Consider the following 24,208-nt stretch of genomic DNA (forward strand, 5'->3'; position numbering starts at 1 on the left):
CCATGTTCAGCACGACCGCCGACCGTCACCTCGCCCGCCACGCGCCGCGGATCGTTTCCGTGCGCGCCGTGCCGGTGGCGGGGCGCGACAGCATGCTCCTGAATCTCAGCGGCGCCCACGCTCCCTTCTTCACGCGCAACCTCGCCATCATCGAGGACGATGCCGGCCATGTCGGCGTCGGCGAGGTGCCCGGCGGCGAGGCGATCCGCCAGACCCTCGACGAGGCGGGACCGCTCCTCGTCGGGCACTCGGTCGGCGAGTACAACGCCCTCCTCAACCGCGTGCGCGCGACCTTCGCCAGCCGCGACAGCGCCGGCCGCGGGCTCCAGACCTTCGACCTGCGCACGACGATCCACGTCGTCACGGCCCTCGAATCGGCGCTTCTCGACCTTCTCGGCCAGCATCTCGGCGTGCCGGTCGCGGCGCTCCTCGGCGACGGGCAGCAGCGCGACCGCGTCGAAATGCTCGGCTACCTCTTCTATGTCGGCGACCGCCGCCGCACCAACCTGCCCTACCGCGCCGGCGAGGGCGCGAACGACGCCTGGACCCGCCTGCGCGACGAGGAGGCGCTGACCCCGGAGGCCGTCGCCCGCCTCGCCGAGGCGGCGCAGGAGCGCTACGGCTTCCGCGACTTCAAGCTGAAGGGCGGCGTCCTCGCGGGCGAGACGGAGATGGAGGCGGCGGTGGCGATCAAGCGCCGCTTCCCGCAGGCGCGCGTGACGCTCGATCCCAACGGCGCCTGGTCGCTCGACGAGGCGGTGCGGCTCTGCAAGGGGCGCGGCGACGTCCTCGCCTATGCCGAAGATCCCTGCGGCGCCGAGAACGGCTATTCCGGCCGCGAGGTCATGGCCGAGTTCCGCCGCGCCACGGGCCTGCCGACCGCCACCAACATGGTGGCGACCGACTGGCGCCAGCTCGCCCATGCCGTCCAGCTCCAGTCGGTCGACATCCCGCTCGCCGACCCGCATTTCTGGACCATGCAGGGCTCCGTGCGCGTCGCCCAGCTCTGCCAGACCTTCGGTCTCACCTGGGGCTCGCACTCCAACAACCACTTCGACGTCTCGCTCGCCATGTTCACCCATGTCGGCGCCGCGGCGCCCGGCCGGGTGACGGCGCTGGACACGCACTGGATCTGGCAGGACGGCACCGAGCGCCTGACGCGCGAGCCGCCGCGGATCGTCGACGGCCACGTCGCGGTTCCCGATCAGCCCGGCCTCGGCGTCGAGCTCGACATGGAGCGCGTGGAGGCGGCGCACCGCCTTTACCTCGACCATTGCCTGGGCGCGCGGGACGACGCGCTCGCGATGCGCTTCCTCGTGCCGGACTGGCGCTTCGACAACAAGCGGCCCTGCCTCGTGCGCTGAGCGCGCCCGCAGCACGCGAAATCGCGCCGTGCCCGCCGATGGGAGGTGGGGCGCGGCGATGATCAACCTGGGAGGAAACCAGATGAAGAACACCCTGATCGGGCTCGCCGCCGGACTGGTCATGTCCGCCGTTGCCGGCGCGGCCTATGCCTTTCCCGATGGGCCGGTGACGATCGTCGTGCCCTTCCCGCCGGGCGGCGCCACCGACACGACCGCCCGCCTTATGGAGGCGAAGATGGCTGCGGCCCTCGGCGGCAACCTCGTCATCGAGAACCTGCCGGGCGCGACGGGATCCATCGGCGCCGGCCGCGTCGCGGCCGCCGAGGCGGACGGGCAGACCCTGATGGTCGCCTCGCTCGGCACCTTCGCGACCAATCCGTACCTCCAGAAGAACCTCGCCTACGATCCGGTCAAGGACTTCGACCTCCTGACCGTCGCGGTGCGCACGCCCAACGTCCTCGTCGCCAACCCGCAGTTCGAGGCGGCCGACGTCGCCGCGCTGGTCGAGGCCATGAAGGCCGAGCCGGCCACCGTGACCTTCGCCAATTCGGGGACGGGGTCCTCGGACCACCTGACGGCAGCCCTGTTCTGGCAGGCGACGGGTACGGAGGGCGTCCACGTGCCCTACAAGGGCGGCTCGGCCGCCCAGACCGATCTTCTCGGCGGCCACGTCGACGTGTCCTTCCAGAACCTCGGCGCGATCCTGACCTATGTCCAGGGCGGGCAGATGAAGGCCCTCGCCCAGACCGGCGAGACGCGCCATTCCATGCTGCCGGACGTGCCGACGCTGAAAGAGCTCGGCTACGCCGACGTCGTCGTCAATTCCTGGCAGGGCGTCGCGGCCCCGAAGGGCCTGCCGGCCGAGACCAAGACGAAGCTGAACGAGGCGCTCCAGGTCTCGCTCAAGGACCCCGGCATCGTGGAGGAATTCGGCAAGCTCGGCTTCGAGGTCGTTGCCAACTCCAACGAGGAGTTCGCGAGCTTCCTGACGCAGGAGATGGCCCGCTGGAAGGGCGTCATCGAGAAGGCCGGCATCCAGCCGGAATAGTTGGACGAGCGAAGAGCGGCCGCGCGTCGTCGCGGCTGCTCTCGCCTCAGGAACGGATCGACGATGGCTCCGCCAGGAGGCCGGTCGCCATCGCGCGGAAGGCCTCGACGGCCTTGGGCAGGACGGCGCGCGGCTCGTCGCTGGCAGCGATCCAGAGGGCGGCGTTCAAGGCCGCGCCGCTCAGAAGGCGGGCCGCGGCCTCGACGTCGACGGGCTTCATGACGCCCTCGGCCACGAGGTCGGCGACCGCCTGCTTCGTCAGTTCGAGGCAGGCGTTCTGGCTCGGCCACGTCGAGGGGTCTCCGAGAAAGGCCGGACCGTCGAGAAGCACGATCCGCCGGACCTGCGGATCGAGCGCCATCTCGATATAGGCGGCCCCTTCCGCCAGCAGAGCTTCCCACTGGCTCGGCGCCGCCTCGGCGGCCTGCCGAGCTTGGGCCGCCATCTCGCCGTCGAGTTCGGCGACGACCGCGGCCAGCAAGCCCTTCTTGTCGCCGAAGTTGTGGTAGAGCGCCCCGCGCGTCAGGCCGACATCGGCGGTGAGCTCGTCCATGGATGCGGCGGCGAACCCCTTCTCCGCAAAGGCGCGCCGCGCCGCCTGGACAAGTTTGGCGCGGTTCTCTTCCATGGTTTCGAGGCGGCGATTGGCACGCATGAGGGTTCTTCCAGCGAACGGCGGCGCGCACGTCGATTGACATACGCTCCGTATCTGAGATACTTCGGATACGTGCCGTATATCAAACCACGCGGCGTCCGCAAAGCTCCGGCTGCTGCCGCGCGGCAGGCTTCGCGCGATCAGCGCCGCCCAGGAAGGATCCGATCATGACGAAACGCGACCCCGTCTTTCCCGCAAACCGTCACGCCCTCTACGAGAAGCACGGCTACTCGCCCGCCATCCGCTCCGGCGACCTCCTGTTCGTGTCCGGCCAGGTTGGGAGCCGGCTCGACGGCTCGCCCGAGCCGGACTTTCCGGGCCAGGTGCGGCAGGCCTTCGCGAATCTCGAGGCGATCCTAAACGCAGCCGGCTGTACCTTCGAGGACGTCGTGGACGTCACGACCTTCCATACCGACCCGGAGAACCAGTTTCCGGCCGTCATGGAGGCGAAGGGCGATGCCTTTCCGCAGGCGCCCTACCCGACCTGGACGGCTCTGGGCGTCAACTGGCTGGCCGGCTTCGACTTCGAGATCAAGGTGATCGCCCGCATCCCGGCCGCGGCCTGACGGCCGGCCCGCAGCGGCACCATCGACGCCGCTGCGGCAAGGCGGATCAGGGGGCAGCCGGCAGCTCGCCGGGCCGTCCTCCGCCTCCTGGAGGCAGAGGCGTGGTCCGGTCGGACCTTAGTTGTTGGGGCCGTCGATCCGGCTCGGCTGGATGGGATCGGAGGTCGGGAAGCTGTCCTCGAGCGACTTCTCCAGCTTCTCGTCGTCGGTCAGCGGCCGTTCCTGATGGCCGGGGGTGCCGTGATCCTCGCCGATCTTCTGCATCGCCGGCGCCTTGGTGTCATGCTCGGACTTGGACATGGAATCTCCTTTGCCAAGCGATGAGAAGCCCGCGTCGCTCGTGATGGTTCCCGTCTGGTCAGTCCCGCCAGGGAACGATGCCGGGAAGGCGACGGCCGAGCCGGTCGAACAGGACGGCAAGGAGCGCGACGACGAGGATCGACAGGACGGACAGCGCCGACGCCTCGCCGGAATTGCCTTCGTACTGGAAGGCGAAGACCATCACGCCCACCGTCTCGGTGCCCGCCGACCAGAGAAGCGACGAGACCGTCAGCTCGTTGAAGGCGGTCAGCGCCGCGAGAACCATGCCCGCCCCCGCGGCCGGTGCGGCGAGCGGCGCGGCAATCCCCCGCAGGCGCCGCCCCAGACGGACGCCGCAGACGCGGCCCGCATCGTCGAGCGCCGGATCGAGCCGGCCGAGCGCCGCCGAAACGGGGCCGAGCACCAGCGGCAGGAACCGCGCGACATAGGCGAGGAGCAGGATCGCCGGCGTCGCGTAGATCGAGACGCCGACGATCGGCAAGGGCGGCAGGAAGACGAGGATGAAGGCGAGCGCCACCACCGTGCCGGGAACGGCGAACGGAATCTCGGCCCCAAGCGTCGTCAGCTTGGCGGCGGGATTTCGGCGCAGTCTGGCGAGGTAAGCGAGCGGCACCGCGACGAGGCCGGCGATCACCGCCATGGACAGCGAGAGCGCGGCCGAGTTCAGGATGGCACGGCGCACGGCGGCGCTGGAGAGGACCGTCTCGTAGTTCGCCGCGGTCGCGCTGGTCCGGCTCAGCGCGACGCCGAGGGCCGGCGCCAGGGAGCTGAGCACGAGGGCGAGCATCGGCAGGATCGCCACCACCGTCACGGCCGCCCACACCACGCCGAGGGCAAGCGGGCGCGTCGCGCTCGGCAGCACCGGCGCGGGGGCGCCCGGTCGCGCCTCCACCGGCACCGACATGCGCCGAAGCAGAAGCGCCCGCGCCCCGAGGGCGCCGAGGACGAGAACGGCGAGGATCAGCGCGATCACCGCGACCTGCGGCAGGACCGCGGGCCCGAAGCCGTTCAGCCGCTGGTAGGCGAGCGTCGTGAGAACGGGAAAGCGCCCGGGGATGCCGAGAAGCGCGGGAATGCCGAAGTTTCCGATCGAGGCGGCGAAGGCGAGAACGGCGCCGCCGAGAATGCCGGGCGCGAGCAGCGGCAGAACGATGCGGCCGAGGATCCGTCCGCGCCTGGCGCCGCAGATGCGGGCGGCCTCGACGAGGTCGGCGGGCAGGCCCTTCATGGCGGCGCGCGTCGCCAGGAACACCAGCGGCATAGCCTCGACGCCCATCAGCGCCGCGATGCCCCAGCCCGAATAGAGCGGGCTGCCGCCCGATCCCGGCCAAGCCAGAGCGGACAGCTCGATCCAGGCAAGCGCCATGATCTGCGAAGGGACGAGGAGCGGCGAGAGCAGGAGAAAGGTTGCGGCAATGCGCCCGCGCGAGCGGCCGTATCCGAGCGCGAGCGCGAGAATTGCGCCGGAAAGCGTCGCGATGATCGTCGCGCCGGCCGAGACGGCGAGGCTGTTCACGAGCGCGCGCTGCACGGCCGTGGATGCGAGCGCCTGCGACAGCGTGCCGAGGCTCGCGCCGTCCTCGCCCGGCGAGAAGGCGAGCGCGATCAGCCGGGCGAGCGGATAAAGGCACGCGGCGCAGACGAGAAGCAGGAGGCCGCCCGCGAGGACGGCCTCCGATCGAAGCGCGGGTCTGCGCAGCCGCAAGCCGCCGGGCCGGCGGCCGGCCGCGGCGTCGGCGACGTCAGCCACCGAACAGGTCGGAGAAGCGCATCTTGAGGTCGCTCTCGTCCGCCAGGAGCCTGGCGGCATCGGTCGGAAGAACCTTGAGCGTCGCCTGGTCGGGATAGCCGGTCGGCGGGGCCATGCCGGCAATGACCGGGAAGTAGCCCTGCGCCACCGACTGCTCCTGCGCGGCGCGGCCGAGCTGCCAATCGACGAAGGCCTTCGCGGCCTCCGGATTGTCGGTGCCGGCGAGGATCGCGACGGGCTGGGTGATCGTCGAAACGCCCTCGGCGGGGAAGACGAAGTCGACCGGCGAGCCCTTCGCCTTGGCGTTCATCGCCATGTACTCGACGATGATGCCGTAGGCCTTCTCGCCGCGCGCCACGGCCTCGATCACCGTGCCGTTGCCCTGGCCCGCGACCGCGCCGGCATCGGCAAGCGCCTGGTAGTAGTCCCAGCCGAAGTCCGGCTGCTGCGTCACCGTTCCGACATGGATCACCGCCGCGCCGGAATAGAGCGGGCTCGGCATGATGAGCTGCGAGGCGACGGTCTCGTCCTTGAGGTCCGCCCAGGAGGTCGGCGGCGTCTGGACCTTCTGCGTGTTGTAGACGATGCCCGTGGTGATGAGCTTTGTGCCGAAATAGGTCTTGTCTGGGTCGACCAGCGTCGCCGGAATGTCGGCGACGGGTGCCTCGGCATAGGGCATCAGGCGCTTGTCGTTCTTCAGCTGCGTCATCGCGATCGTGTCGGCGATCAGCAGCACGTCCGCAGGCGAATTGCCGGCCGCGAACTCGGCCTGGAGCTTGGCCATCAGCTCCGTGGTGCCGGCGCGGAAGATCTCGACGGACACGCCCGGATGATCCTTGCGGAACGCGTCCACCACCGCGGTCATCTGGTCGTTGGGCTGCGAGGTGTAGACGGTGATCGTGCCGGTCGCCGCATCCTGCGCCGCGGCGGGAGCAGCGAGCATGACGGCGGCGGCGAGCGCGACGATGGACGAGCGGAGACGGAAATACATGCGACGGCCTTCCGGAAACGGCGGGATACGCAGCAGCTAACGCGGCCGCATGACAGGCGGATGACTGCCGGCCGCAGCGTCAGGGGTCCCGCGGCAGCAGCCAGCCATCCACGACGCGCAGCCGCACGACCGCGCCGGCGGGCAGCGGGACGGGACTGCGGACCTGCACCGCAATTGCCTCGCCTGCGCGTGCGAGATCGACCGTCAGGAGATGATGGCCGCCCTCGAAATGTCCATCCCGCACGGTGCCGCCGAGCAGCGGCTCGCCCGGCGGGCGGGGACCATCCTCGGCAAGGGCGAGCCCGTCGGGCCGCAGGCAGAGCCAGCCCGGACCGGCCGGCGCCGGACCGGGCAGCGAGAGCACGCCTTCGGCGAGGCGAACGTCGCGCCGCGCCGGGTCGCTCGCCGAGGCGCCCAGCACCTCCACGGGCAGGAGCCGCCGGTTGCCGACGAAGCGCGCGACGGCCGGCGAGGCCGGACGGTGCCAGATGTCCTCGGGCGCCCCAACCTGTTGCAGACGCCCGCCATTCAGGACCGCGACGCGGGTCGCGAGCGCCATGGCTTCGGCCTGATCGTGGGTGACGAAGACGAAGGTGGTGCGGGTCTCGGCGTGGATGCGCCGGAACTCCGCGGCCATGCTCGCGCGCAGATTCGCGTCGAGGTTGGCGAGCGGCTCGTCGAGGAGGATGAGCCGCGGCCGCATGGCGAGGCTGCGTGCCAGCGCCACGCGCTGACGCTGGCCCCCGGAAAGTTGGTGCGGCCGCGCGCCCGCCTTGGCGGAGAGACCGACGAGATCCAGCGCCTGGGCGACCCGCGCCGCGATCTCCGACCGATCGAGGCCGCGCCCGTGCAGGCCGAAGGACACGTTGCCCTCCACCGTCATGTGCGGCCAGAGCGCATAGGACTGGAACACCATGCCGAGCCCGCGATCCTCGGGTTCGACGAAGATCCCCTCGCCCGCCACGACCCGCTCGCCGAGCGCGATCGTGCCGCCGTCCGGGCGCTCCAGCCCGGCGAGGAGGCGCAGGACGGTCGTCTTTCCGCAGCCCGACGGCCCGAGAAGCGCGAGAAAGGCGCCGTCCTCGACCTCCAGGTCCAGGTCGTCGACGGCGCACGTTCCGCCGTAGCTCTTGCTCACCTGCCGCAGAAGGATACCGACCATGCACGCCGTCAAATTGCCGCCCGAAGTCCGGCCACTTAGCCCCGGCATGCGACGGTGCTGTGACAAGGTAGGCGGGAAGAGCCCGATGGCCGCGTTACGTTCGCCCCATGCCCCGTCGTCGCACCGACCGCGCGCTTGAGAGTTATGCTCCGCCGCTGGACGGTTTCGGCACGGCCGACGAGCAGGACGTCGTGCGCCGGTTCGAGCCGCGGCTAATGCTTCGATGACGCCGCAGCAGCGTCCGTTCGCTCGCTCCATCGCGCAGCGAAGGGCTCGGTGCGCAACCCTTCGCCCGTGACGAACGCCATCGGAAGGGTCGCGTAGAGCCCGGAGGCGTCGAGGCGTTCGATCCGGCCGAAGAGCTGACGCTCCAGGCACAGGCGCACGAGCCGCAGGCCGAAGCCGGACGTCCACGGCAAGGGATCCTCGCCGTCGGGCAGGATCCAATGAAAGTGCATGTGCTCGCCGGCTTTTTCGACGCGAAGGACGACGGGCTGGTCCCTCGCCTGCCCGTGCAGGCGCTGGTTGACGGCGAGTTCGTGCAGGGCCTGCGCCAGGGGTACCACGGCTTCGGCGCGCATCCGAATCTCCGGGCCTTCGAAGAGCATGGTGAGACGCTCCTGCTCGGCCGTCCTCGCGACGAGCTCCGACAGCGCCGTCGCCGACCATTCGGCGTGCGACAGGAGATCGTGCGCTCTCGACAGAGCCATGATGCGCCCCGAAGTCTTGGACGCCAGGGCGGCGTTGTCGCCGCTGCTCCGAATGGTGTGCTCGACCACGGAGCGAAGCACGGACAGCGTGTTGCGGACGCGGTGGTTCAGCTCCGCCAGAAGAAGGTCGCGATGACGGTTCCGCTCGTGAAGCGAGGCATCGGCTTCGCGCAGCGCGGATGCGACCGTCACGAGCTCGCTGACCGTCTGCGGCGTCCGATCCGCCGGTCTGCCCGTCCCCGTCGAAGCTGCCAGGGCCTGGAGGGCCCTGACATCATGCTCCAGGCGCAGGGAATAAAGCCGGGCGAGAACCACCGACGTCGCGAGAACGAGGGCGATCACCGCCGCGAGAGACAGAACGAGCGTTCGGAACGGCGCGTTGAGGACCGACCGGGGTACCGCGACCACGACGCGCCAGGGCGTCACCTCCAGCGTGTCGTAGGCCGTGAAGACCGGCGTCCCGTCCAGGGCTCTGACATCGTCGACGACGCCGGACTGGAACTCGGCCGCTCGTTCGGTGAACGAGGGCGGCGCGAGCTCGCCGATGTAGCGCTCCTGATCGCGGCTCCGCGCCACCACGCGGTCGTTTCCGTCGAGAACGGTCGCGGTCCACGCCGCCGGTAGAGGCGCGTTCGCCAGGATGCCCCGGATCACTTCCGGCGCCATCGCCATGTTCAAAGCGTAGCGAACCTCGCCCTCGACCCTGAGGGGCACGTTGACCAGCACGTATCGCCCGCCCGTCAGGGCGCCTGTGTACAGGTCGGACACGGTCGGCTCGCCCGTCGAGAAGACTCGCATGTCCGCGGCGACGACCGCTGGATCCCGGTTCACGGGCAAGGGCTCGCCGGTGGGAACGAGCGTGTTCATCACCTGGCGATGATCGCGATCCCGCACCGAGATCATCGATCCGCGGAGCTTGAGGAGTTCCAGCGCCTGCTCGCGCAGCGCGCCGAAATCCTGGGCGGCGACGTTCGGCGAGGCCGCCAGGGCCTGCAGCGCCGCCTTCGTCGCCTCGAGCTCGCGGTCCAGCTGGCTGCTCACGGTGGCCGCGAGCGCGACGGCGCCCTCTTCGACCCGTCTGTGCTCGGCGACCGCGTACCACCAGCCGAGGCCGAGGCCCAGCAGGAGCTGGGGAACGAGGATCAGCACGGCGAACACCAGAAGGTGCCAGCGGATCGGCAAGGTTCGGATCGACAGCTTCATCGCCGCTCGACATCTGCCATCGAGCCGGCCGGGGGCTTCGTGCCCCTCCAGCCTCGCCGAACCGTCGGCACCCTGCGCGAGGCCGACCTCACGGCCGTTCGTCCCGGATGACGGCTCCGATTCGGCGGCCGAGATCCTCGACGTTGAACGGCTTCGTCACGATTGACATGCCGTGATCGAGATGGCCATGATTGAGTACGGCATTCTCGGCATAGCCCGTCACGAACAGCACCTTCAGGGTCGGCCTGAGTTCCCGGGCCGCGTCCGCGACCTGCCGTCCGTTCATGCCGTTGGGGAGGCCGACATCGGTGATCAAAAGGTCGATCCGTGCGTTCGACTGCAGCACCTTCATGCCCGAGGGGCCATCGGCCGCCTCGATCGCCCTATAGCCGAGATCTTCCAGGACGTCGACGACGAGCATGCGCACCAGCGGCTCGTCGTCGATGACCAGCACCGTTTCACCATCGCCGCCGGGCACCGCTGCCTGCGCGGCTCCGACGGGTTCGGCCTCGGCGTCGCCGAGGTGGCGAGGCAGGTAGACGCAGACCATCGTGCCCTGCCCGACCTCCGAATAGATCCGCACCTGACCGCCGGACTGGCGCGCGAAGCCGTAGATCATCGAGAGGCCGAGGCCGGTGCCGACGCCGATCGGCTTCGTCGTGAAGAAGGGCTCCATCGCCCGCTCGACGACGTCGCGCGGCATGCCGGTCCCATTGTCCGAGACGCAGAGCGAGACGTACTGGCCCGGCGGCAGGTCGCGCTCGCGCGCCGCCCGCTCGTCGAGCCAGCGATTGCCCGTCTCGATCGTGAGCCTGCCCCCGTCCGGCATGGCGTCGCGGGCGTTGATGCAGAGGTTCAGGAGCGCGTTCTCGAGCTGGTTGGGATCGGCGAGAACCGGCCAGGCGCCGCTGGCGACGACGACCTCCACCAGGATCGACGGCCCGACCGTGCGCCGGACGAGCTCCTCCATCCCGGCCACCAGGACGTTGACGTTCGTCGCCTTGGGTTCGAGCGTTTGGCGCCGCGAGAATGCGAGAAGCCGGTGCGTCAGGGCTGCGGCGCGGCGCGCGGCGCCTTGCGCGGCGGACAGGTAGCGCTCGACATCGGCGCTGCGCCCCTGGGCGATCCTCGTCTCCATCATCTCGAGGCTGCCCGAGATCCCGGCCAGGAGGTTGTTGAAGTCGTGCGCGAGCCCTCCGGTGAGCTGGCCGACCGCCTCCATCTTCTGGCTCTGGCGCAGCTGCTCCTCGACGCGCTTCTGATCGGTCACGTCGCGGCCGACGATGTGGAACGAGCTGGTCTCCACCTCCGGGATCGCCGTCCAGTCGATCGTCCGGTAGGCGCCGTCCCTTCCGCGGACATGGTCGACGAAGTCGGTGACCGTCTCGCCCTGCGAAAGACGTCGAACGACGTCGGCCGTTTCCGAGTGGTCGGCGGGATCGACGATCTCGGCGAAGGGACGAGCGAGCAACTCCTCCTCCGTCCAGCCGAGCATGCGGGTCCAGGCCGGGTTGATCGACTTCATGTAGCCGTCGAAGCCGGCGGTCCCCATCAGGTCGTTGGTGCTCTGCCAGACGCGGTCGCGTTCGCGGGTGCGGCGATCGAGCTCCTCCGCCTGTCGCTTCACCTGCGTCACGTCGCGCACGGTGGCGTAGATGCGCCCCTCCCGCGGCACCGCGTTCCAGGACAGCCAGCGGTAACTGCCGTCGCTATGTCGGTAGCGGTTCTCGAAGGAGAGCTGGGCCTCTCCATCCGACAGCCGGGCGGCGGCCGCGCCGGTCGTGTCCCGGTCGCCGGGATGAACGAAGTCGAGGAACGGCCGCGATCGCATCTCCTCCTCGCTCCAGCCGAGCGTTTCGGCCCAGGCCGGATTGAGCTCGACGAAGTAGCCGTCGAGATCGGCGACGCAGAGAAGATCGCTCGATGCGCTCCAGATCAGGTCGCGCTCGCGAGTCCGCTCCTCGACCTTGGCTTGCAGCGCCGAATTGAGCCGAGCAAGCTCGGCCGCCTGCCGCCTGTTGTCGTCGATGTCGGTGTTGGTGCCGACCCAGCGCGAAACGGCGCCCGCCTCGTTTCTAACGGGAAGAGCGCGCGCGAGGAACCACCGGAACGCGCCGTCGTGGCGCCGGATGCGGAACTCCACCTCGTAGGTCTCGCCCGTGGCGAGGCTGCGGGTCCAGGCTTCCGCCGCCCTCGGCAGGTCGTCGGGATGCACGATCCGGCCCCAGGTCTTGGCACCGTCGAGCGTGCCGGGCGCCGCACCGCAATAGGCGTAGACCTGGGCGTTGAACCAATCCAGATGGCCGTCGCCCGTCGCCGCCCAGACCTGGTTGGGCACGGCCTGCGCGAAGACGCGGAACTGTTCCTCGCTCCGGCGCAATTCCGTTTCGGCGGCCTTGCGGGCGCTCGTGTCGTTGAACAGGAGGGCGACGCGATGGCGCTCCGGCGCGTCGACCGGAAAGGCGTAGACGTCGAACCATCGGGCCATGGCGTCCGAGCCGCTCTCGAAGCGGCTCGGCTCGCGCCGACGGTCGACGTCGGCATAGGCATCGACCCAGGCCTGCTCGAGGTTCGGCACGAGGGTCCGAGCGGTGCGCCCCGTCGCGTCGCTCAGTCCGGTTTGTTGCTCGAAGGACGGATTGGTCTCGACGAAGAGGTAGTCGACAACTCGGCCGTCGGGATCGTGAAGCACCTCCAGGACGCAGAAGCCGAGATCGGTGTTGTCGAGGATCGCGCCGTAACGGTCGGTATTTCCGTCGAGGTGGGGTCCAGTCGGCTCGGGATCGGTCATCTCGAAAGGTCGGGTCCGGCTGCGGGCTGCGGGATCATGGAAGACGCCATCCGAAGAGACCGACGCCCGATCCATTCCGCTGGCCGGGAGCGGGGCCCGGAGGAGCCTAGATAGACGACTAGGCGCCTATGGCGAGGCTCGGCCTGGTTGTGCGACGGCCCGGCCGGCAGGTCGTCGTCCGCCGCCGGGCCGCCATGCCCAAATGCCGGTGGTTTCCCGCCGAGCGGGTTGTTCCCAGCGCGTCAGCGGCTGCGCGTCAGGGGGAACGGAGCGCTCCGCACCGATCAGCGATGGTCAGCATCCCTGGTGGTTCCGCGCTTCGAGGGCGAGCGGCTCGAGGGCACGCAGGATGTCCTCGTCCCGGAAGGGCTTGGCGATGAAGCCCAGGGGCTCCCACGCCGCAGCCATGGCTCGGAGACGGTTGTTGACGTTGCCTGACACGAAGAGGGAGCCGACACCATGCTCCTCCCTCAATCGCCGGGCGACATCCACGCCGTCGTGGCTGCCGGCGATGTTGTAGTCCATGATCGCGACGTCGAGACGCTTCCTGGAAGCGATCTCCATGGCTTCGCTCATCCGCGTGGCGATGCCGGCGACCTCGTGATCCGCATCCTCGATGATGCTTTGCAGATCCATCGCGATCAAAGGCTCATCCTCGACGATCAACACGCATAGGGTCATTGCTGCAGGCTCCTTCGAGCCGCAAACACACCGTCCGACCGGAAGGATGCGGTGAATAGGCGTGAAGTCTGTGGACGGCGAAGGGTGACCGTGGAAGCGCGTCGGAAGATCGCGCCTCGGCCGGAAACGAACGCGATCGCGGTCCCGGATCGTTCGGCAGATCCCACGTCGATCCTCGCGAGCGGGCAAGCTGTCCTTCGCCAGACAAGAGGGCCTGCACTATCGTCCGGCGGGCCTCAGGCGGATGACGTCGACGTCAGTGCTCGACGTCGGGCCATCGCCACCGCCGGCGGACGGGCTGCGCATCCCGAACGTGGCGCGTGCGACGGCCTTCAGAAACCGGGTGCGCGTGAGATCGCGCCCGCTTTCGGCCAGTCCGTCACGCACGATGCGCGCAAGCAGGTCCGCAAGATCGTCGCGGCTGGTGAAGGGAGAGGCTGGTCTCACGAGAAGGGTTTCGGCAGGCGCTTCGGCGAGGCGTTGGAGATCGCTCGGCGTTTCCACGGCGAAGATCGACACGATGAGGCTGGTGTCGGCGAGGTCCGCCTGGGGAAGCGCCAGGATCGCGGCGAGGTCGCGCGCCGACGCCGCGCGACGCTCCGCGCGGTCCCCGCCCTCCCGGAGCGCATCAGCGTTCCGCGAGATGAAGTCCGCAACCGCACTCTCGCCCGGGGTGAGCCAGACGACATCGGGCAGGCGCTCGCGATCCCGCGACGGCAGGTGGGCCGGACCGACCACCGGGATGCCTTGGGCGACGAGCGCATCGAGGAGTTCGGTGCCGAAGGCGGTTCCCGGCTCGCTGCCGAGAACCGCGAAGACGTCGTCGAACGCGCCGGAGGACGGATCCGCGAGGATCGAGACGAATTCGGCGCGCCGCCCGTTCACGTCAGGCGAACCGAGGGCGCCCCAAGCCCGCTCCAGGGACAGGCGGAGGGCTTCCGCTTCCTCGCGGTTGCCGGGCCGCGCCGCGACGGCGAAGCGGACCCGACCCGCTTCGACCCCGCGGCGCTCGTCCGTCTCGATCTGCGACAGGAAGCGCCAGAGGACATCGAGCTGCGCATCGTCGAACGCGTAGCGCGGCATAGCGAGAGCCAGCGGCCGTCCGTTGCTGCGAAGCCCGTCACGGAGCGCGCGGGCGAAGAGCGCGGCGTCGTAGGCCGGACGCGCGAGCGCGGGCTCGCGCAGCCTCCGGCCGTCCACCGGCGGGATCGTCGCCGAGCCCGCCACCGTCCCGGAGGCGTCGCGGCCGTGGCAGCCCGAGCATCGAAGCCCGGCCTGCGGCACGCCGGCGATCGTCGCGGCCCGGTCGGAGGCTTGCGTGCCCCGGAAGATGGCGCTTCCCGTCTCCTCGCCGGTCGCGGGACCGTTCGAGGCCAGCAAGCCGAGAAGGCCGACGAGGCGCAGACAGTGCCTCACGGCGGAGATCGGACCCAGTCCAGGAGTTCCCCCGGTTCGACGAAGCCGTCGCGGATCGAGGGCCCACTGTCTCCTGGTGCCCAGCGCACGAAGCGGACGGTGTGATCCTCGCCGCTGGACGGGCGCATCGCGAGCCCGTCCAGAACGGCGAAGACGTCGGCGGGATGGCCGGTGAGGAAGATCCGCGATGGGTCGAGATAGTGGGCTCGCTCGGCTTCGAGGCGCTCTGGCGTATCGTCGAGCGGGTTCAGCGTCAGCGTCGCCAGGGTGAGACCGTCGAGACCCTCCGCCCGAGCCATGTGGGCGACGGCGTCCATGATCGCGTCGCTGGGCGGGCATTGGGCGACGCAGCCGGTCAGGGTGAAGGAAAGGAGCAGTGTCCCCTCGCCCGCCAGATCGTCCGGGAAGCGCAAGGTCCGCCCATCGGAGGTCACGAGGTCGACCCCGACCGTCCGCGGTCCCGGCGCGCTGCTCTCGACGCTCAGGTCGATCGCGCGGGCGGCGCCCGGCGCCGAAAGGAGCAAGCCCGCGGCAACAACACGAAGCATCCGTCGCAGGATGTCGCAAGCGGTCATGGCGTCGATCTCCGGATGTCGAAGACGGCCGGCGCGATCTCCACGCCCGGCGCCTCAACCGACAGCGAGAAGCGCCCCAACCGGCGCGCGAGTTCGACGACGAAGGTTTGGTCCGGACCCGGGCGGGCCAGGAGGCGCTTGGGCGCGCCGAAGCCGAGATCATGGAGCCGGAGTGGCAGCGGGCCCTCGGCGAGGCCCGGCGGCCGGTTGCGGATCGCCAGGACCACCACCGCCTTGCCCCCCGGCGCGGGCGGCGGCGTCATCGAGACGACGCGGAGGGAGGCGGGCGGCAACTCCTCGGCGCCCGGTCCGTCCACGAAGAAGCCGGCGCAGCCGGTGGTTCCTCCCGGCCCCGTGGTCGCGACGAGCTGGTAGGCGCCGCCGCGCGGCAGCGTCACGAGGGCCGAGAAGCGGCCGGGCGCGATTTCGGCGAAGCCGCGATCGAAGAGCGCGAGCTTTCCGATCGCTCGCCCCGCCACGCGGATGGTCGAGGTCATCGCGTTGGAGATGCCGCCGCCCGCCGCGATCCGGTAGGCGACGGGACTGCCGGGCGGCAGAAAGAGCGCCATCGGCTCGGGATCGAGCGGCACGAGGATCCCGCTCTCGCCGCCCGGCATGGGCGGTGGTCCGGGAATGTCCACCCGGCGCAGGAAGGGCGGCGCGCCGGCGCCGAGCGGCGCGAGATCGAGGACGCTCACGAGACGGGGATCGGCGTGCGCGAGAACGAAGGCGGTGCCGGCGCGGGCGCTCGCCGTCACCGGCCCGGGAAGCGGCAACCGCGCGGCAACGCGCGAGAACGTCAGATCGACCACGGCGAGCTCGGGGCGCTCGCCGTCGCTCCAGGCCAGGGCGTAGCGGCGATTGCCGGCCTCGCCGAGCGCCAAGCCGGATGGCGAAAACGGAAGCAACAGGCGAGCCGCGTCGGCGGGCGCGTCGAGCCATCGAAGTTGCAGTTCCGGTGCGTCGGGGCCGGCGGACACGAGCGCCACGCCATCGGCCGCGACCGCTGGGCCTAAGCTCGCCGCGGGCAGGCGGAAGGGCGTGGACTCAACATCGCGCAGGATCGCCGCCGACCCATCGGCCGCCGCGACGATCGCGCCCGCGCCGGACGCCGTGATGCGAAAGGGAGCGGGTTCGAGGTGCTCGCGGCGTTGGAACCGGCCGTCTCCGTCGAAAAGTGCGATCGATCCGGTCGCGTCCTCGGCGACAACCAGCCCGTCGTCGCCGATGGCGAGGATGCCGCCGGGGCCTCGAAGGCCCTCGGCGACGAGGCGCCGACCGCCGGCGGGAAGCTCGACCGCCTCGACCCGCCCCGCCGTGCGATCGAGAAGAAAGGCGCGCGGCACCGTTCCGCCAATCGTGAAGCCGTCCGCCGCGCCCTCGATCGGCGTGACGCTGATGGTGTTGGCAGCGCCGAGGCGATGGGCGAGATCGGTCACCACGAGCTGCGCCCGTCCGTTCTCGCGAGCGATGCCGACGAGGTAGCGCCCGTCGAGCGGAAAATCGTCCGGGGACAGCGTTCCCGAGGCGCGCAGCATGTGGGCGGCCGCCCCGCAGCCCGGCGCGCCCGGCTCCAGCCGCCGCACGAAGGCGCGCGGCGCGAGCCCGGTCGCCGGCCGACCCGAAGCCGCGTCCGAAAACGAGACGGTGACCGAAAGAACCTGTCCGGCCATCAGGGGGCGATCGCCGGCAGGCCCGCTCGCGGAGAAGGGCTCGATCGTCATGGCGGTCCGCAGGCCCGGAGCAGGCGGAACGTCCTGGGCTGCGGCGGTCGCGACCGCCGCCGCGAGGAGGCCGAGCGCGACGACGACGTGGCCGCCCCGGTTCAAGGCCCGCACGGCGTCGCCTCCCCCGGCACGTTCGGCGACACCGCGAGATAGCCCCAGACGCCGGCCGCGAAGATGTGCTGCGGACCGTCGCGCCAGAGGTAGTCGCCCGACGCCTCCGGCGCGCAGCCGAAGGCCGTCATGGCCTTGCCGGGACCGAGCAGCGCCGAGTGCCCCGATCCGAAGCCGGGCATGAGGTCGTCGTAGCCGAAGCCCGTCGACACGAAGGCCCGCTGGCGCGCCCGACCCTGCGGCAGGGCGATCCGCACGGCGATCTCCTCCTTCGGCCGCGCCGCGATCTCGGGACCGGCGAGCGGCCGCGTCTGCGGCGAGGCGAAACGCCGCGCGAAGAAGTCGGGCGCGAACTCGACGGCATTGAGATCGTCCCCGTCGCCGCGATCGGGATAGCCGCGCGTGCCGAAGGCCGCGTCGGCTCCGCCCGTTCCGGCGATGCGCAGCCGGAACGGCGCGGAGCGATAATCGACGCCGTGCTCGCCGCGGTCATAGGAGTCGTCGCAGACGACGCAGTCCGGCAGCGGCCGCCCGCTCCAGCCGGGGAGCGCGGCCACCGCGGCGGCCCGGCGCCAAAGGTTGAGGCCGTCCTGCCAGAGAAGCACCCGCTCGCGCAGGATCGCCTCCGGCACGTGCGTCGCGTTTCCGGGATCGCCGGCGACGGTGACGGCGGGCACCGGCACGAGCGCTGCCGGGGCATGGCGCCAGGCGAAGCGCTCCGCCGGACTTCCGGTCGGCATCGATCCCTCGGGCTCGACGACCAGCGTTCCCGACAGGCCGTGCACGCCGTGCGAGACGACGTCGCCGAGCGAGCGGATCGGCAGAGCGCCGAAAGCATAGGGTATGCTGACGAAGACGCGATCCGCCCGACCCGGTTCGGCGAAGAAGGCGTCGAGCGCCCGCTGCACGAACCCCGTCTGCTCTTCGGGGATGTGGTAGACGCAAAGGACCAGACCGAAGACGGTGATCTGCTTCTGCGTGGGACATCCCTCCATCTCGCTGCTGCGCAAGACGATTCGCATCGCCTCCCCCGCGCCGGCCCCGGCTGCGGCCCGCAGCGCGGCGTCGAGGCCGGAGCCCGAGGCCGGATCGAGCATCTGGTCAAGTCGGTTCTCGCTCGCCCAGGCGAAGCCGGCGAAGTAGCGCGTGACGGTCCAGAACGGTCGCGACGAGCCGCCCGGCGGCACGGCGCGGGCCTCGTTGAGGCCGACGGCCTGGAGGCCGCCGGGCCTCAGCATCGGCGTCGTCAGCGGCAGCGACAAGGCCACCTGCCGCGAGGGCACGAGCTCGAAGGAACCGCCCGCCTGCCGCCGGTCGACGTTGAGGGGCACGATCGGCGGCATCAGGGCGTCGCCCGGCTGGTCCCAGATCGGTCCGGTCGCATTCAGCGCGTTGATCAGGAGCAGGTCGACGCAGTCGCCCGCCGCCACGCGGAGGACGAACGGGGTGCCGAAGATCGCGGCGCGCTTGGCGGCCTGCGTCGGCGCATCGTCGCCCGGCCGGATCGCCACGTCGAGCTTGCGGCGGATGATGGCGCGGATCGCGCGGGCATCGAGCCCCGCGAGCGTCGAGTCCTGTCGGCCGGCGAGGGCCTCGTAGAGCCCCATGCCGAACCCGCCGGCGTAGTAGGGAGCGAGGTTCAGGGGCGGACGATCGAGGCCCAATTCGGCGAGCGACAGGGGCACGAGCATCAATCCGTCGGGATCGAACAGCCCGTTCTGGCGGGGCCCCGCACCGTAGATCGTGCCGGGAACGGCGAAGTCATTCTTGGGAAGCACCTCGCCCGCCCGCACCGCCGCGGCGATCGCCGGCACGCGGTCGCCGCCGACCGGGCACCAGGCCTTGAGGCTCGAGGTTTCGGCCGGAACCGTCGGCGCGATCGTGGGCGCAGGCGGAGCCGGCGTACCCGACGTGATCGCCCGCCATTGCTGGCGCAGGACCGGCAGCGGCACGAGGCGCCGTCCCACCGCGCTCCCAGCAGCCGCCGGATCCAGGCAGCGGTTGAAATCGTCGCTGGTGCGGGGCGGCATCGACAGGCACGTCGTCGCGTCGGCCTCGCCCGGCCCGTCATAGGTGCGGATCAGGCCCCAGGCGCCGTTCCACAGGGCGTCGGTCGACCCGAAGTGGTAGAGGAGGTCGAGCGACGGCCGGCCGTCCGGAACGCTCGCGACGAGGCTGGTGCCGGCTCCCGCATCGCCGGAACCGTTCGCGCTCGTGTTCGGCGCGAGGGACGGCGTCTGGCTGTTGACGCCGCTGGCGACCAGCGAGCCGAATTCGAAGTGCTCGGAGATGCCGATCTCGTGGGCGGCGACGAAGCCGAGCGGGTTGTCGCAGCCCGCCACGAAGGTCTTCATGTCCGTCCAGAAGGGTTCCGTTTCGTAGCCGCCGAACGACCAGCCCGGGAACTCGCCGGGCCGTCCGCTGCGGGCGAAGGGCGATTCGAGGCAGGCGCTACTGCGCGAGCGCGGGCCGCTCCGCCCCGGCTCGTGGCGCTCCGCCGGGAAGGGCTGGTCGACGTTGCGCCGGATGGTGCGCCCTTCGACCGTGAAGATGTGCTGGACCTCCTGCGCACCCTGGACCAGGCGGACGACGAGGCGCTCGCCGGACAGGGCCTCGAGAACGGGCGTGCAGGGATCGCCGTGCAGGTCCGAGCGGAAGATGTTGGCCATGTCGCCCGCCTCGCCGCCGCGCTGGCGCACGATGCTGCGGTGGTCGGTCGCGGACAGGCGCGGCGCGCCGGCCGGCGCGCAGGGGCTCGCGGCGAAGGGCGGCGGCAGGCCGTTCCGGTCGCCTCCCACGCGAAGCGGGATCGGCTCGCCGCGATAATTGACGAGATAGGGATCGTGGTGATCTGCGGAGATCGCCTCGGGGCGGGCCGGCGGCGCGATCGGGCGGCCGTGCTCGCGCCGGATTTCTCGGCGGCGCTCGGCGAGTTCGGCGACGCGGGCCTCGCTCGACGACAGCGGGGTTCCCTGCAGCGCCAGATCGAGGGCCGGCGCCGCCTCGCCGTTGACGACGTCGTCCGGCGAAGGCGAGGTCGCGGGATCGATGGCCTCGGCCACCAGCCGGTCGAGGCCGCGGAGATCGTCGGCTGGCTGCGGCACCGGCAAGGATGCATCGGCCTCGCGCCTGCCGTCGTAGAGAAGCGCGAAGTCGGCGATCGCCAGAGCATATTCGCGGGCATCGACCTGCAGGGGATCGCCGGCGACCTGATTGGCCGGGTCGCCGAGCCTCGGCCGGTCCCCAGGCTGCTCCAGCGCGTTGTCCTTGTAGGTGAAGACGTTGGCCCGCGCGCCGACGAGGCGTTCGGACGCTTCAGTGCCGAGCGTCGGCACCAAGGGCATCGCGTTCTGGGCCGTCGCCGGACCGGCGACGCAGAGCTCGGGCGACGCGGCATCCTCGCCCGGTCGCGGCAGGGGGCAGACGACGTGCGTCGACGGCTCGATCAGGAGCGCGGAGTAGAAGCCGTGCTGCTGGATGTTGGAGGGACCGAAGTGGTCGTGCGTGAAGACGGTGCGCAAGGTGCGGTCGGCGACCTGCGCGCCCTCGCCCGCACGCGCGACGAGCCCCTCGTAGCTGAGGATCGGGTCGGCGAACCAGCGCTGCACGGTGGTCTGGAAATACTGGATGTTCTCCGGCAGGAGACGGTCCAGGGTGGCGACCGTCTCGATCATCTGGGCGGCGCATTGAGCGTCGGTGCGCTCGGCGACGTCGTCGATGGAGGACGGGTCCTCCCCGGCCCGCTTCGTCGCCCGGCTGCGCGAGTGGCAGATCCGCGCCAGGACCTCCTGCGGCGAGAAGGTGCCGTCCTCGTAGTTGTAGCCGTTGCCCGAGCCGTCCGACGAGGTGACGTCGAACTTCACGAGGTGGATGTGCTGGCCGATCGTGTCGGTCGGCACCTTCATCTGGAAGTCGTCGAGCTTCAGCGCCTTGGCCGTCTCGTTGGTGTGCTGGAGCTCGATGCACTCGCCGGAAAAGGCGCGGAAGTAGAAGGGCTCGGCGGTGGCGGTGGCGCGTCCCTTGATGGCGCCCGCTTGCGAGGACAGGACGTTGATCCGGCCCTGCGGATCGTGCCAGCCGGCGCGGTTGACCACGAGATCGACGTCCACGGCCGAGACCTGGAAGCGGCGGAATCCCAGAAGACCCGGATCGGGCACCATCCTGATCCCGGCCGCGCGCAGCGGATCGGCGATTTCGGCGAAGGCTTGCGGATCTCGGGCCCATGACCCCGTCGCCGCGTCGAAGCGGCGGAAGGGATAGCCCGCCATCACGCTCGGCGCGCCGCACGGATCGGCGAAGGGCGCACCGGGCGCGGGCGGCGCGCCGTTCACCGGAAAGAAGGCGCGGATCGGCGGCACCGCGGCCGGGCTCGGGCTGGGCTGTAGAGGCGGAGGGGCCGCGGCCGCGACGGGCACGGGCATCGCCGCCAGACGGCCGGCGGCCGGAACCTCGTAGGCGCCGGCGTCGGCACCGGGCGCGGCGACGACCTCGCCGTGCGCATCGCGCAGTTTCACTCCTGCGCCGTCGTGATGGAAGCGCATGGCGGACTGTTCGAGCCGGGTGCCGTCATGAGGCAGAAGCTCCAGTCGCAGGTCGCCGAACTCCGAGGTCATGTCGCCCAGCGCCAGCATGCGCTCGATCGGCACCACAGGGTCTTCGCCGGCCTCGAAGCGCTCGCGCTGCTCGTCGGTCGCGGCGCCCGAGAGGGATCGCCCGGCCGTCACCACGTGGCGCGGAAGCCCGCCGTCGAGGCGCGGTCGGCCGAGCGCCGCGGCGAGGTCCGGCTTCAGCGCGTTCGCCGCCTCGGCCATGTCGAGTGGCGGCTGCGGCGTGCGATGGCCGGGCACGCCGGGAATATAGAACGGGTAGCCCGGCATGGCCGTGCCGGCGCCCTCGGTGTCGGCATAGGTCGGCAGGAGCGGCAGGCCGTTCGCGGGCAGCGGCACGAGCCCGGGGATCGGCGTTCCCGAGTCCTGCCGGGCGGCGCCGGGCTCGCGCCACTCTCCCTGCGGGCCGACGCTGCCCTCCCGCCGCGGCGGCGTCGCGCCCGCCAGGATCTCCGCCTGCGTCTGCTTCCCCCGCGGCTCGACGGAGAGCGAGGGCTCGACCTGCCCGTCCGGCAGGAGGCGCGTGCCGTCCTCCAGAACGTCGTGGACGCGCCAGAGCGCCCACATGCCTTGCGCGAAATGCGGGTAGAGGTGGCAATGGAAGATCGCGTCGCCCGGCGTGCGATTGCGGTTTCCCGTTCCGAGCGAGGCCCAGTAGCCCTTCGGCTCGGGAAGGCTGCCGTCCGGTTGGCGCGGCGCGAAGCGGTCGAGCCCGCCCTGGTAGATCCGGTAGGTCAGGCCCTGCTGCGGGCCGATGGTCTGGCTGTCGAGATAGGCGCCGCGGCCGGAGTCGTTGCCCGCGAACCATTGATGGCTGTGCAGGTGGAAGACGTGGGTTTCCTTGCCGGCGTGGAGGTTGCGGAAGACGACCTTGTCGTTGAGGTAGGAGTGATGGACGTTCGAGGGATCGTCGGGAAAGACTTCGAGAAGCGCCGGGTCGCCGTTCGCCCAGCTTTCCAGGAAGAACTCCTCGTAGAGGCACTCGGCGCACTGCCCGGCGGGGCCGATGCCGAGCCGGTTGGCGAGCACGGCCGCGCCGACCCCGCTCGAGCCGTAGTTGATCGCGAAGCCGTCGCGCACGCCGGCGAGCTGGCCGTAGCGGCCGAGCGCCTTCAGGTCGTCGGCGTAGAAGGTCTTCAGCTCGTCGTGAAAGATGACGGTGAATTCGCGAAACGGCGCGGCCGCCTCGCGCGCCAGACGCCGTTCGCGCAGGCTCGCTTCCGTCCTGGCCACGGGCAGCGGCTCGGCCTCCGCCTCCGGGACGACGACGGCGTTGAGGTCGGAATGGACGATCTCGAAGACCGGCGCCGCTGCGCCGTCCACGATGCAGGGCCGCAGCATGGCGAGAACCGGAACGTCCCGCACGCCGCAGTCGAAGCCCTGGCCGACGCGCGCCGCGTCGCCGCCGTCGGGCACCGCCGCGAAGTAGTCGACCGTGCCTTGCCGCGCGTGGCGCACCGGCCCTTCCGATTTCGGCCAGACGCGGTCGAAGGCGGCGCGCGAAACCTGGCTGCGGAAGGCCTGGCTTCCAGCCGGCTCGATGATGAGCGCGCCGAAGAGGCCGTGGATCAGCGAGCCGCCGTCCGCCTCACCGCCGGCCGGCGCGGCATAGCTCGACACGAGATGCGTGCCTTCGGACGGCAGGCGCCAGCGGCAGGTGAAGCTCGCGCCGGGCGCCACCGCACCGGTGCCGATGCAGGCCGGATGGATCCCGCTTCCGGCAGGCACCGGCTCGAGGCCGGGAATGACGAAGGACAGGGTGCGCGTCAGCGGCCAATCCGTCCCGTAGCCGTTGGCGGCAACGGCCTCGTCGCCGTCCGCCTCGACCGCCCGGCACTGCTCCGCGAAGGCGGCGCCCACCTCGTCGCGAAGGGCGACGGAGCTTGCGCCCGCGTCCTCGCAGAAACCGGGCCCGGGCTCGGCGACAGTCGCCGAGGGCGGCAGCGCGGCATTCGACAATCCCGGCTGGTCGGGCCGCAGGAGGTTGGTGACCGTCACTTCGAGCGTGTCGCCGACGTTGGCGCGCAGGACCAGCGGCCGCGGCCGCAGGCAGTCGCGAAGCAGGACCTCGCCGGGTTCGAGCGGCCCGGTACCGCTTTCGGCGCCGCTCATCTCGCCGCACGCCTCGGCGTTCGGCCCCTCTCCGCTTCCGGCATCGAGGGCCGACACGTCGCGCTCAAGCGCGAAGATCATGCCGTAGGGATTGAAGGAGCCGAAGCGGTTGTAGACGATGAGATGGTCGAGGGCGACGACGTCGGCGTGGACGATGCGGCCCGCCTCCTGAGCATTGGCCTCGCTGGCTGCAAGGCCGCCGCTTGCCGCGAGCAGAAGCGTGGAGAGCGCGACGGCGATCCGCGGCGGATGCGCCGCGCCGGATCGGCGCCGCTGCGACAGAGCGAGACGAACAACGTCGAGCATGGGCCCACACCCCGGAGATCATGCGTGCCATGCGTTGTCCGCCCTTTGCCGAGGCGGCGCACAAGCTTCACGCACTGGACGACGTTAGGGAAGGCAAGTCCTTGATACTCGA

Annotated in this window: 15 protein-coding genes; 3 read left to right on the top strand and 12 right to left on the bottom strand. The window is 70.9% G+C overall.

What is annotated here, in order from left to right; genetic code table 11:
- The first annotated feature begins 2 nt into the window (after positions 1-2).
- Both gudD and FZN60_RS12390 read left to right on the top strand, forming a co-directional pair.
- The gene (gene gudD, locus FZN60_RS12385) at positions 3-1,364 is read left to right on the top strand and encodes a glucarate dehydratase (protein ID WP_158873936.1); all 1,362 of its coding nucleotides are present in this window, start codon (positions 3-5) and stop codon (positions 1,362-1,364) included.
- 82 nt (positions 1,365-1,446) lie between these two features.
- On the top strand, positions 1,447-2,412 hold the full coding sequence (locus tag FZN60_RS12390; RefSeq protein ID WP_158873793.1) for a Bug family tripartite tricarboxylate transporter substrate binding protein: 966 nt from the start codon (positions 1,447-1,449) through the stop codon (positions 2,410-2,412).
- Between the two features lie 46 nt (positions 2,413-2,458).
- Here FZN60_RS12390 and FZN60_RS12395 read toward each other — a convergent pair whose 3' ends face one another.
- The gene (locus tag FZN60_RS12395) at positions 2,459-3,067 is read right to left on the bottom strand and encodes a TetR/AcrR family transcriptional regulator (RefSeq protein ID WP_158873794.1); all 609 of its coding nucleotides are present in this window, start codon (positions 3,065-3,067) and stop codon (positions 2,459-2,461) included.
- 167 nt (positions 3,068-3,234) lie between these two features.
- Here FZN60_RS12395 and FZN60_RS12400 point away from each other — a divergent pair, with 167 nt between their 5' ends.
- A complete protein-coding gene (locus FZN60_RS12400) occupies positions 3,235-3,633 on the top strand; it encodes a RidA family protein (RefSeq protein WP_158873795.1) in 399 nt (132 codons plus the stop codon).
- Between the two features lie 117 nt (positions 3,634-3,750).
- Here the strand turns inward: FZN60_RS12400 and FZN60_RS12405 are convergent, their stop codons facing one another.
- The 11 genes from FZN60_RS12405 to FZN60_RS12455 form a co-directional block, all read right to left on the bottom strand.
- Positions 3,751-3,933 carry a hypothetical protein gene (locus FZN60_RS12405; RefSeq protein WP_158873796.1) on the bottom strand — a complete coding sequence of 61 codons (183 nt, stop codon included), beginning with the start codon at positions 3,931-3,933 and terminating at the stop codon, positions 3,751-3,753.
- Positions 3,934-3,991: 58 nt separating this feature from the next.
- Entirely contained in the window at positions 3,992-5,704 is a 1,713-nt protein-coding gene (locus tag FZN60_RS12410; protein ID WP_158873797.1) for an ABC transporter permease, read from the bottom strand.
- On the bottom strand, positions 5,697-6,695 hold the full coding sequence (locus FZN60_RS12415; RefSeq protein WP_199266550.1) for an ABC transporter substrate-binding protein: 999 nt from the start codon (positions 6,693-6,695) through the stop codon (positions 5,697-5,699). The genes FZN60_RS12410 and FZN60_RS12415 overlap by 8 nt, the downstream gene beginning before the upstream one ends.
- A gap of 79 nt (positions 6,696-6,774) precedes the next feature.
- On the bottom strand, positions 6,775-7,857 hold the full coding sequence (locus tag FZN60_RS12420) for an ABC transporter ATP-binding protein (RefSeq protein WP_158873798.1): 1,083 nt from the start codon (positions 7,855-7,857) through the stop codon (positions 6,775-6,777).
- Between the two features lie 212 nt (positions 7,858-8,069).
- Positions 8,070-9,770 (bottom strand): sensor histidine kinase, encoded by a 1,701-nt coding sequence (locus tag FZN60_RS12425; protein WP_158873799.1) that lies wholly within the window; start codon positions 9,768-9,770, stop codon positions 8,070-8,072.
- An 88-nt stretch (positions 9,771-9,858) separates the two neighbouring features.
- Positions 9,859-12,561 carry a PAS domain-containing hybrid sensor histidine kinase/response regulator gene (locus tag FZN60_RS12430; protein ID WP_369413039.1) on the bottom strand — a complete coding sequence of 901 codons (2,703 nt, stop codon included), beginning with the start codon at positions 12,559-12,561 and terminating at the stop codon, positions 9,859-9,861.
- A 294-nt stretch (positions 12,562-12,855) separates the two neighbouring features.
- Positions 12,856-13,431 carry a response regulator gene (locus FZN60_RS12435; protein WP_158873801.1) on the bottom strand — a complete coding sequence of 192 codons (576 nt, stop codon included), beginning with the start codon at positions 13,429-13,431 and terminating at the stop codon, positions 12,856-12,858.
- Between the two features lie 30 nt (positions 13,432-13,461).
- Positions 13,462-14,658, bottom strand: coding sequence for a c-type cytochrome (locus FZN60_RS12440; protein ID WP_158873802.1), 1,197 nt, complete (start codon positions 14,656-14,658; stop codon positions 13,462-13,464).
- Positions 14,655-15,233, bottom strand: a complete 579-nt coding sequence (locus tag FZN60_RS12445) for an SCO family protein (protein ID WP_158873803.1) — start codon at positions 15,231-15,233, stop codon at positions 14,655-14,657. Before FZN60_RS12445 ends, FZN60_RS12440 begins: the two co-directional genes overlap by 4 nt.
- Positions 15,230-17,071, bottom strand: coding sequence for a YncE family protein (locus tag FZN60_RS12450; protein WP_158873804.1), 1,842 nt, complete (start codon positions 17,069-17,071; stop codon positions 15,230-15,232). Before FZN60_RS12450 ends, FZN60_RS12445 begins: the two co-directional genes overlap by 4 nt.
- On the bottom strand, positions 17,059-24,096 hold the full coding sequence (locus tag FZN60_RS12455) for a cupredoxin domain-containing protein (protein WP_158873805.1): 7,038 nt from the start codon (positions 24,094-24,096) through the stop codon (positions 17,059-17,061). The genes FZN60_RS12450 and FZN60_RS12455 overlap by 13 nt, the downstream gene beginning before the upstream one ends.
- Positions 24,097-24,208: the final 112 nt, after the last annotated feature.

The organism is Antarcticirhabdus aurantiaca, assembly GCF_009765365.1.
In the GTDB taxonomy this organism is placed as follows: domain Bacteria; phylum Pseudomonadota; class Alphaproteobacteria; order Rhizobiales; family Rhizobiaceae; genus Antarcticirhabdus; species Antarcticirhabdus aurantiaca.

What these genes read in the sequence shown, in the direction of transcription:
- gudD (WP_158873936.1), top strand. Translation starts at nt 3, where the DNA reads ATGTTCAGCACGACCGCCGACCGTCACCTCGCCCGCCACGCGCCGCGG.
- FZN60_RS12390 (WP_158873793.1), top strand. Translation starts at nt 1,447, where the DNA reads ATGAAGAACACCCTGATCGGGCTCGCCGCCGGACTGGTCATGTCCGCC.
- FZN60_RS12395 (WP_158873794.1), bottom strand. Translation starts at nt 3,067, where the DNA reads ATGCGTGCCAATCGCCGCCTCGAAACCATGGAAGAGAACCGCGCCAAA.
- FZN60_RS12400 (WP_158873795.1), top strand. Translation starts at nt 3,235, where the DNA reads ATGACGAAACGCGACCCCGTCTTTCCCGCAAACCGTCACGCCCTCTAC.
- FZN60_RS12405 (WP_158873796.1), bottom strand. Translation starts at nt 3,933, where the DNA reads ATGTCCAAGTCCGAGCATGACACCAAGGCGCCGGCGATGCAGAAGATC.
- FZN60_RS12415 (WP_199266550.1), bottom strand. Translation starts at nt 6,695, where the DNA reads ATGTATTTCCGTCTCCGCTCGTCCATCGTCGCGCTCGCCGCCGCCGTC.
- FZN60_RS12420 (WP_158873798.1), bottom strand. Translation starts at nt 7,857, where the DNA reads ATGGTCGGTATCCTTCTGCGGCAGGTGAGCAAGAGCTACGGCGGAACG.
- FZN60_RS12425 (WP_158873799.1), bottom strand. Translation starts at nt 9,770, where the DNA reads ATGAAGCTGTCGATCCGAACCTTGCCGATCCGCTGGCACCTTCTGGTG.
- FZN60_RS12430 (WP_369413039.1), bottom strand. Translation starts at nt 12,561, where the DNA reads ATGACCGATCCCGAGCCGACTGGACCCCACCTCGACGGAAATACCGAC.
- FZN60_RS12445 (WP_158873803.1), bottom strand. Translation starts at nt 15,233, where the DNA reads ATGACCGCTTGCGACATCCTGCGACGGATGCTTCGTGTTGTTGCCGCG.
- FZN60_RS12455 (WP_158873805.1), bottom strand. Translation starts at nt 24,096, where the DNA reads ATGCTCGACGTTGTTCGTCTCGCTCTGTCGCAGCGGCGCCGATCCGGC.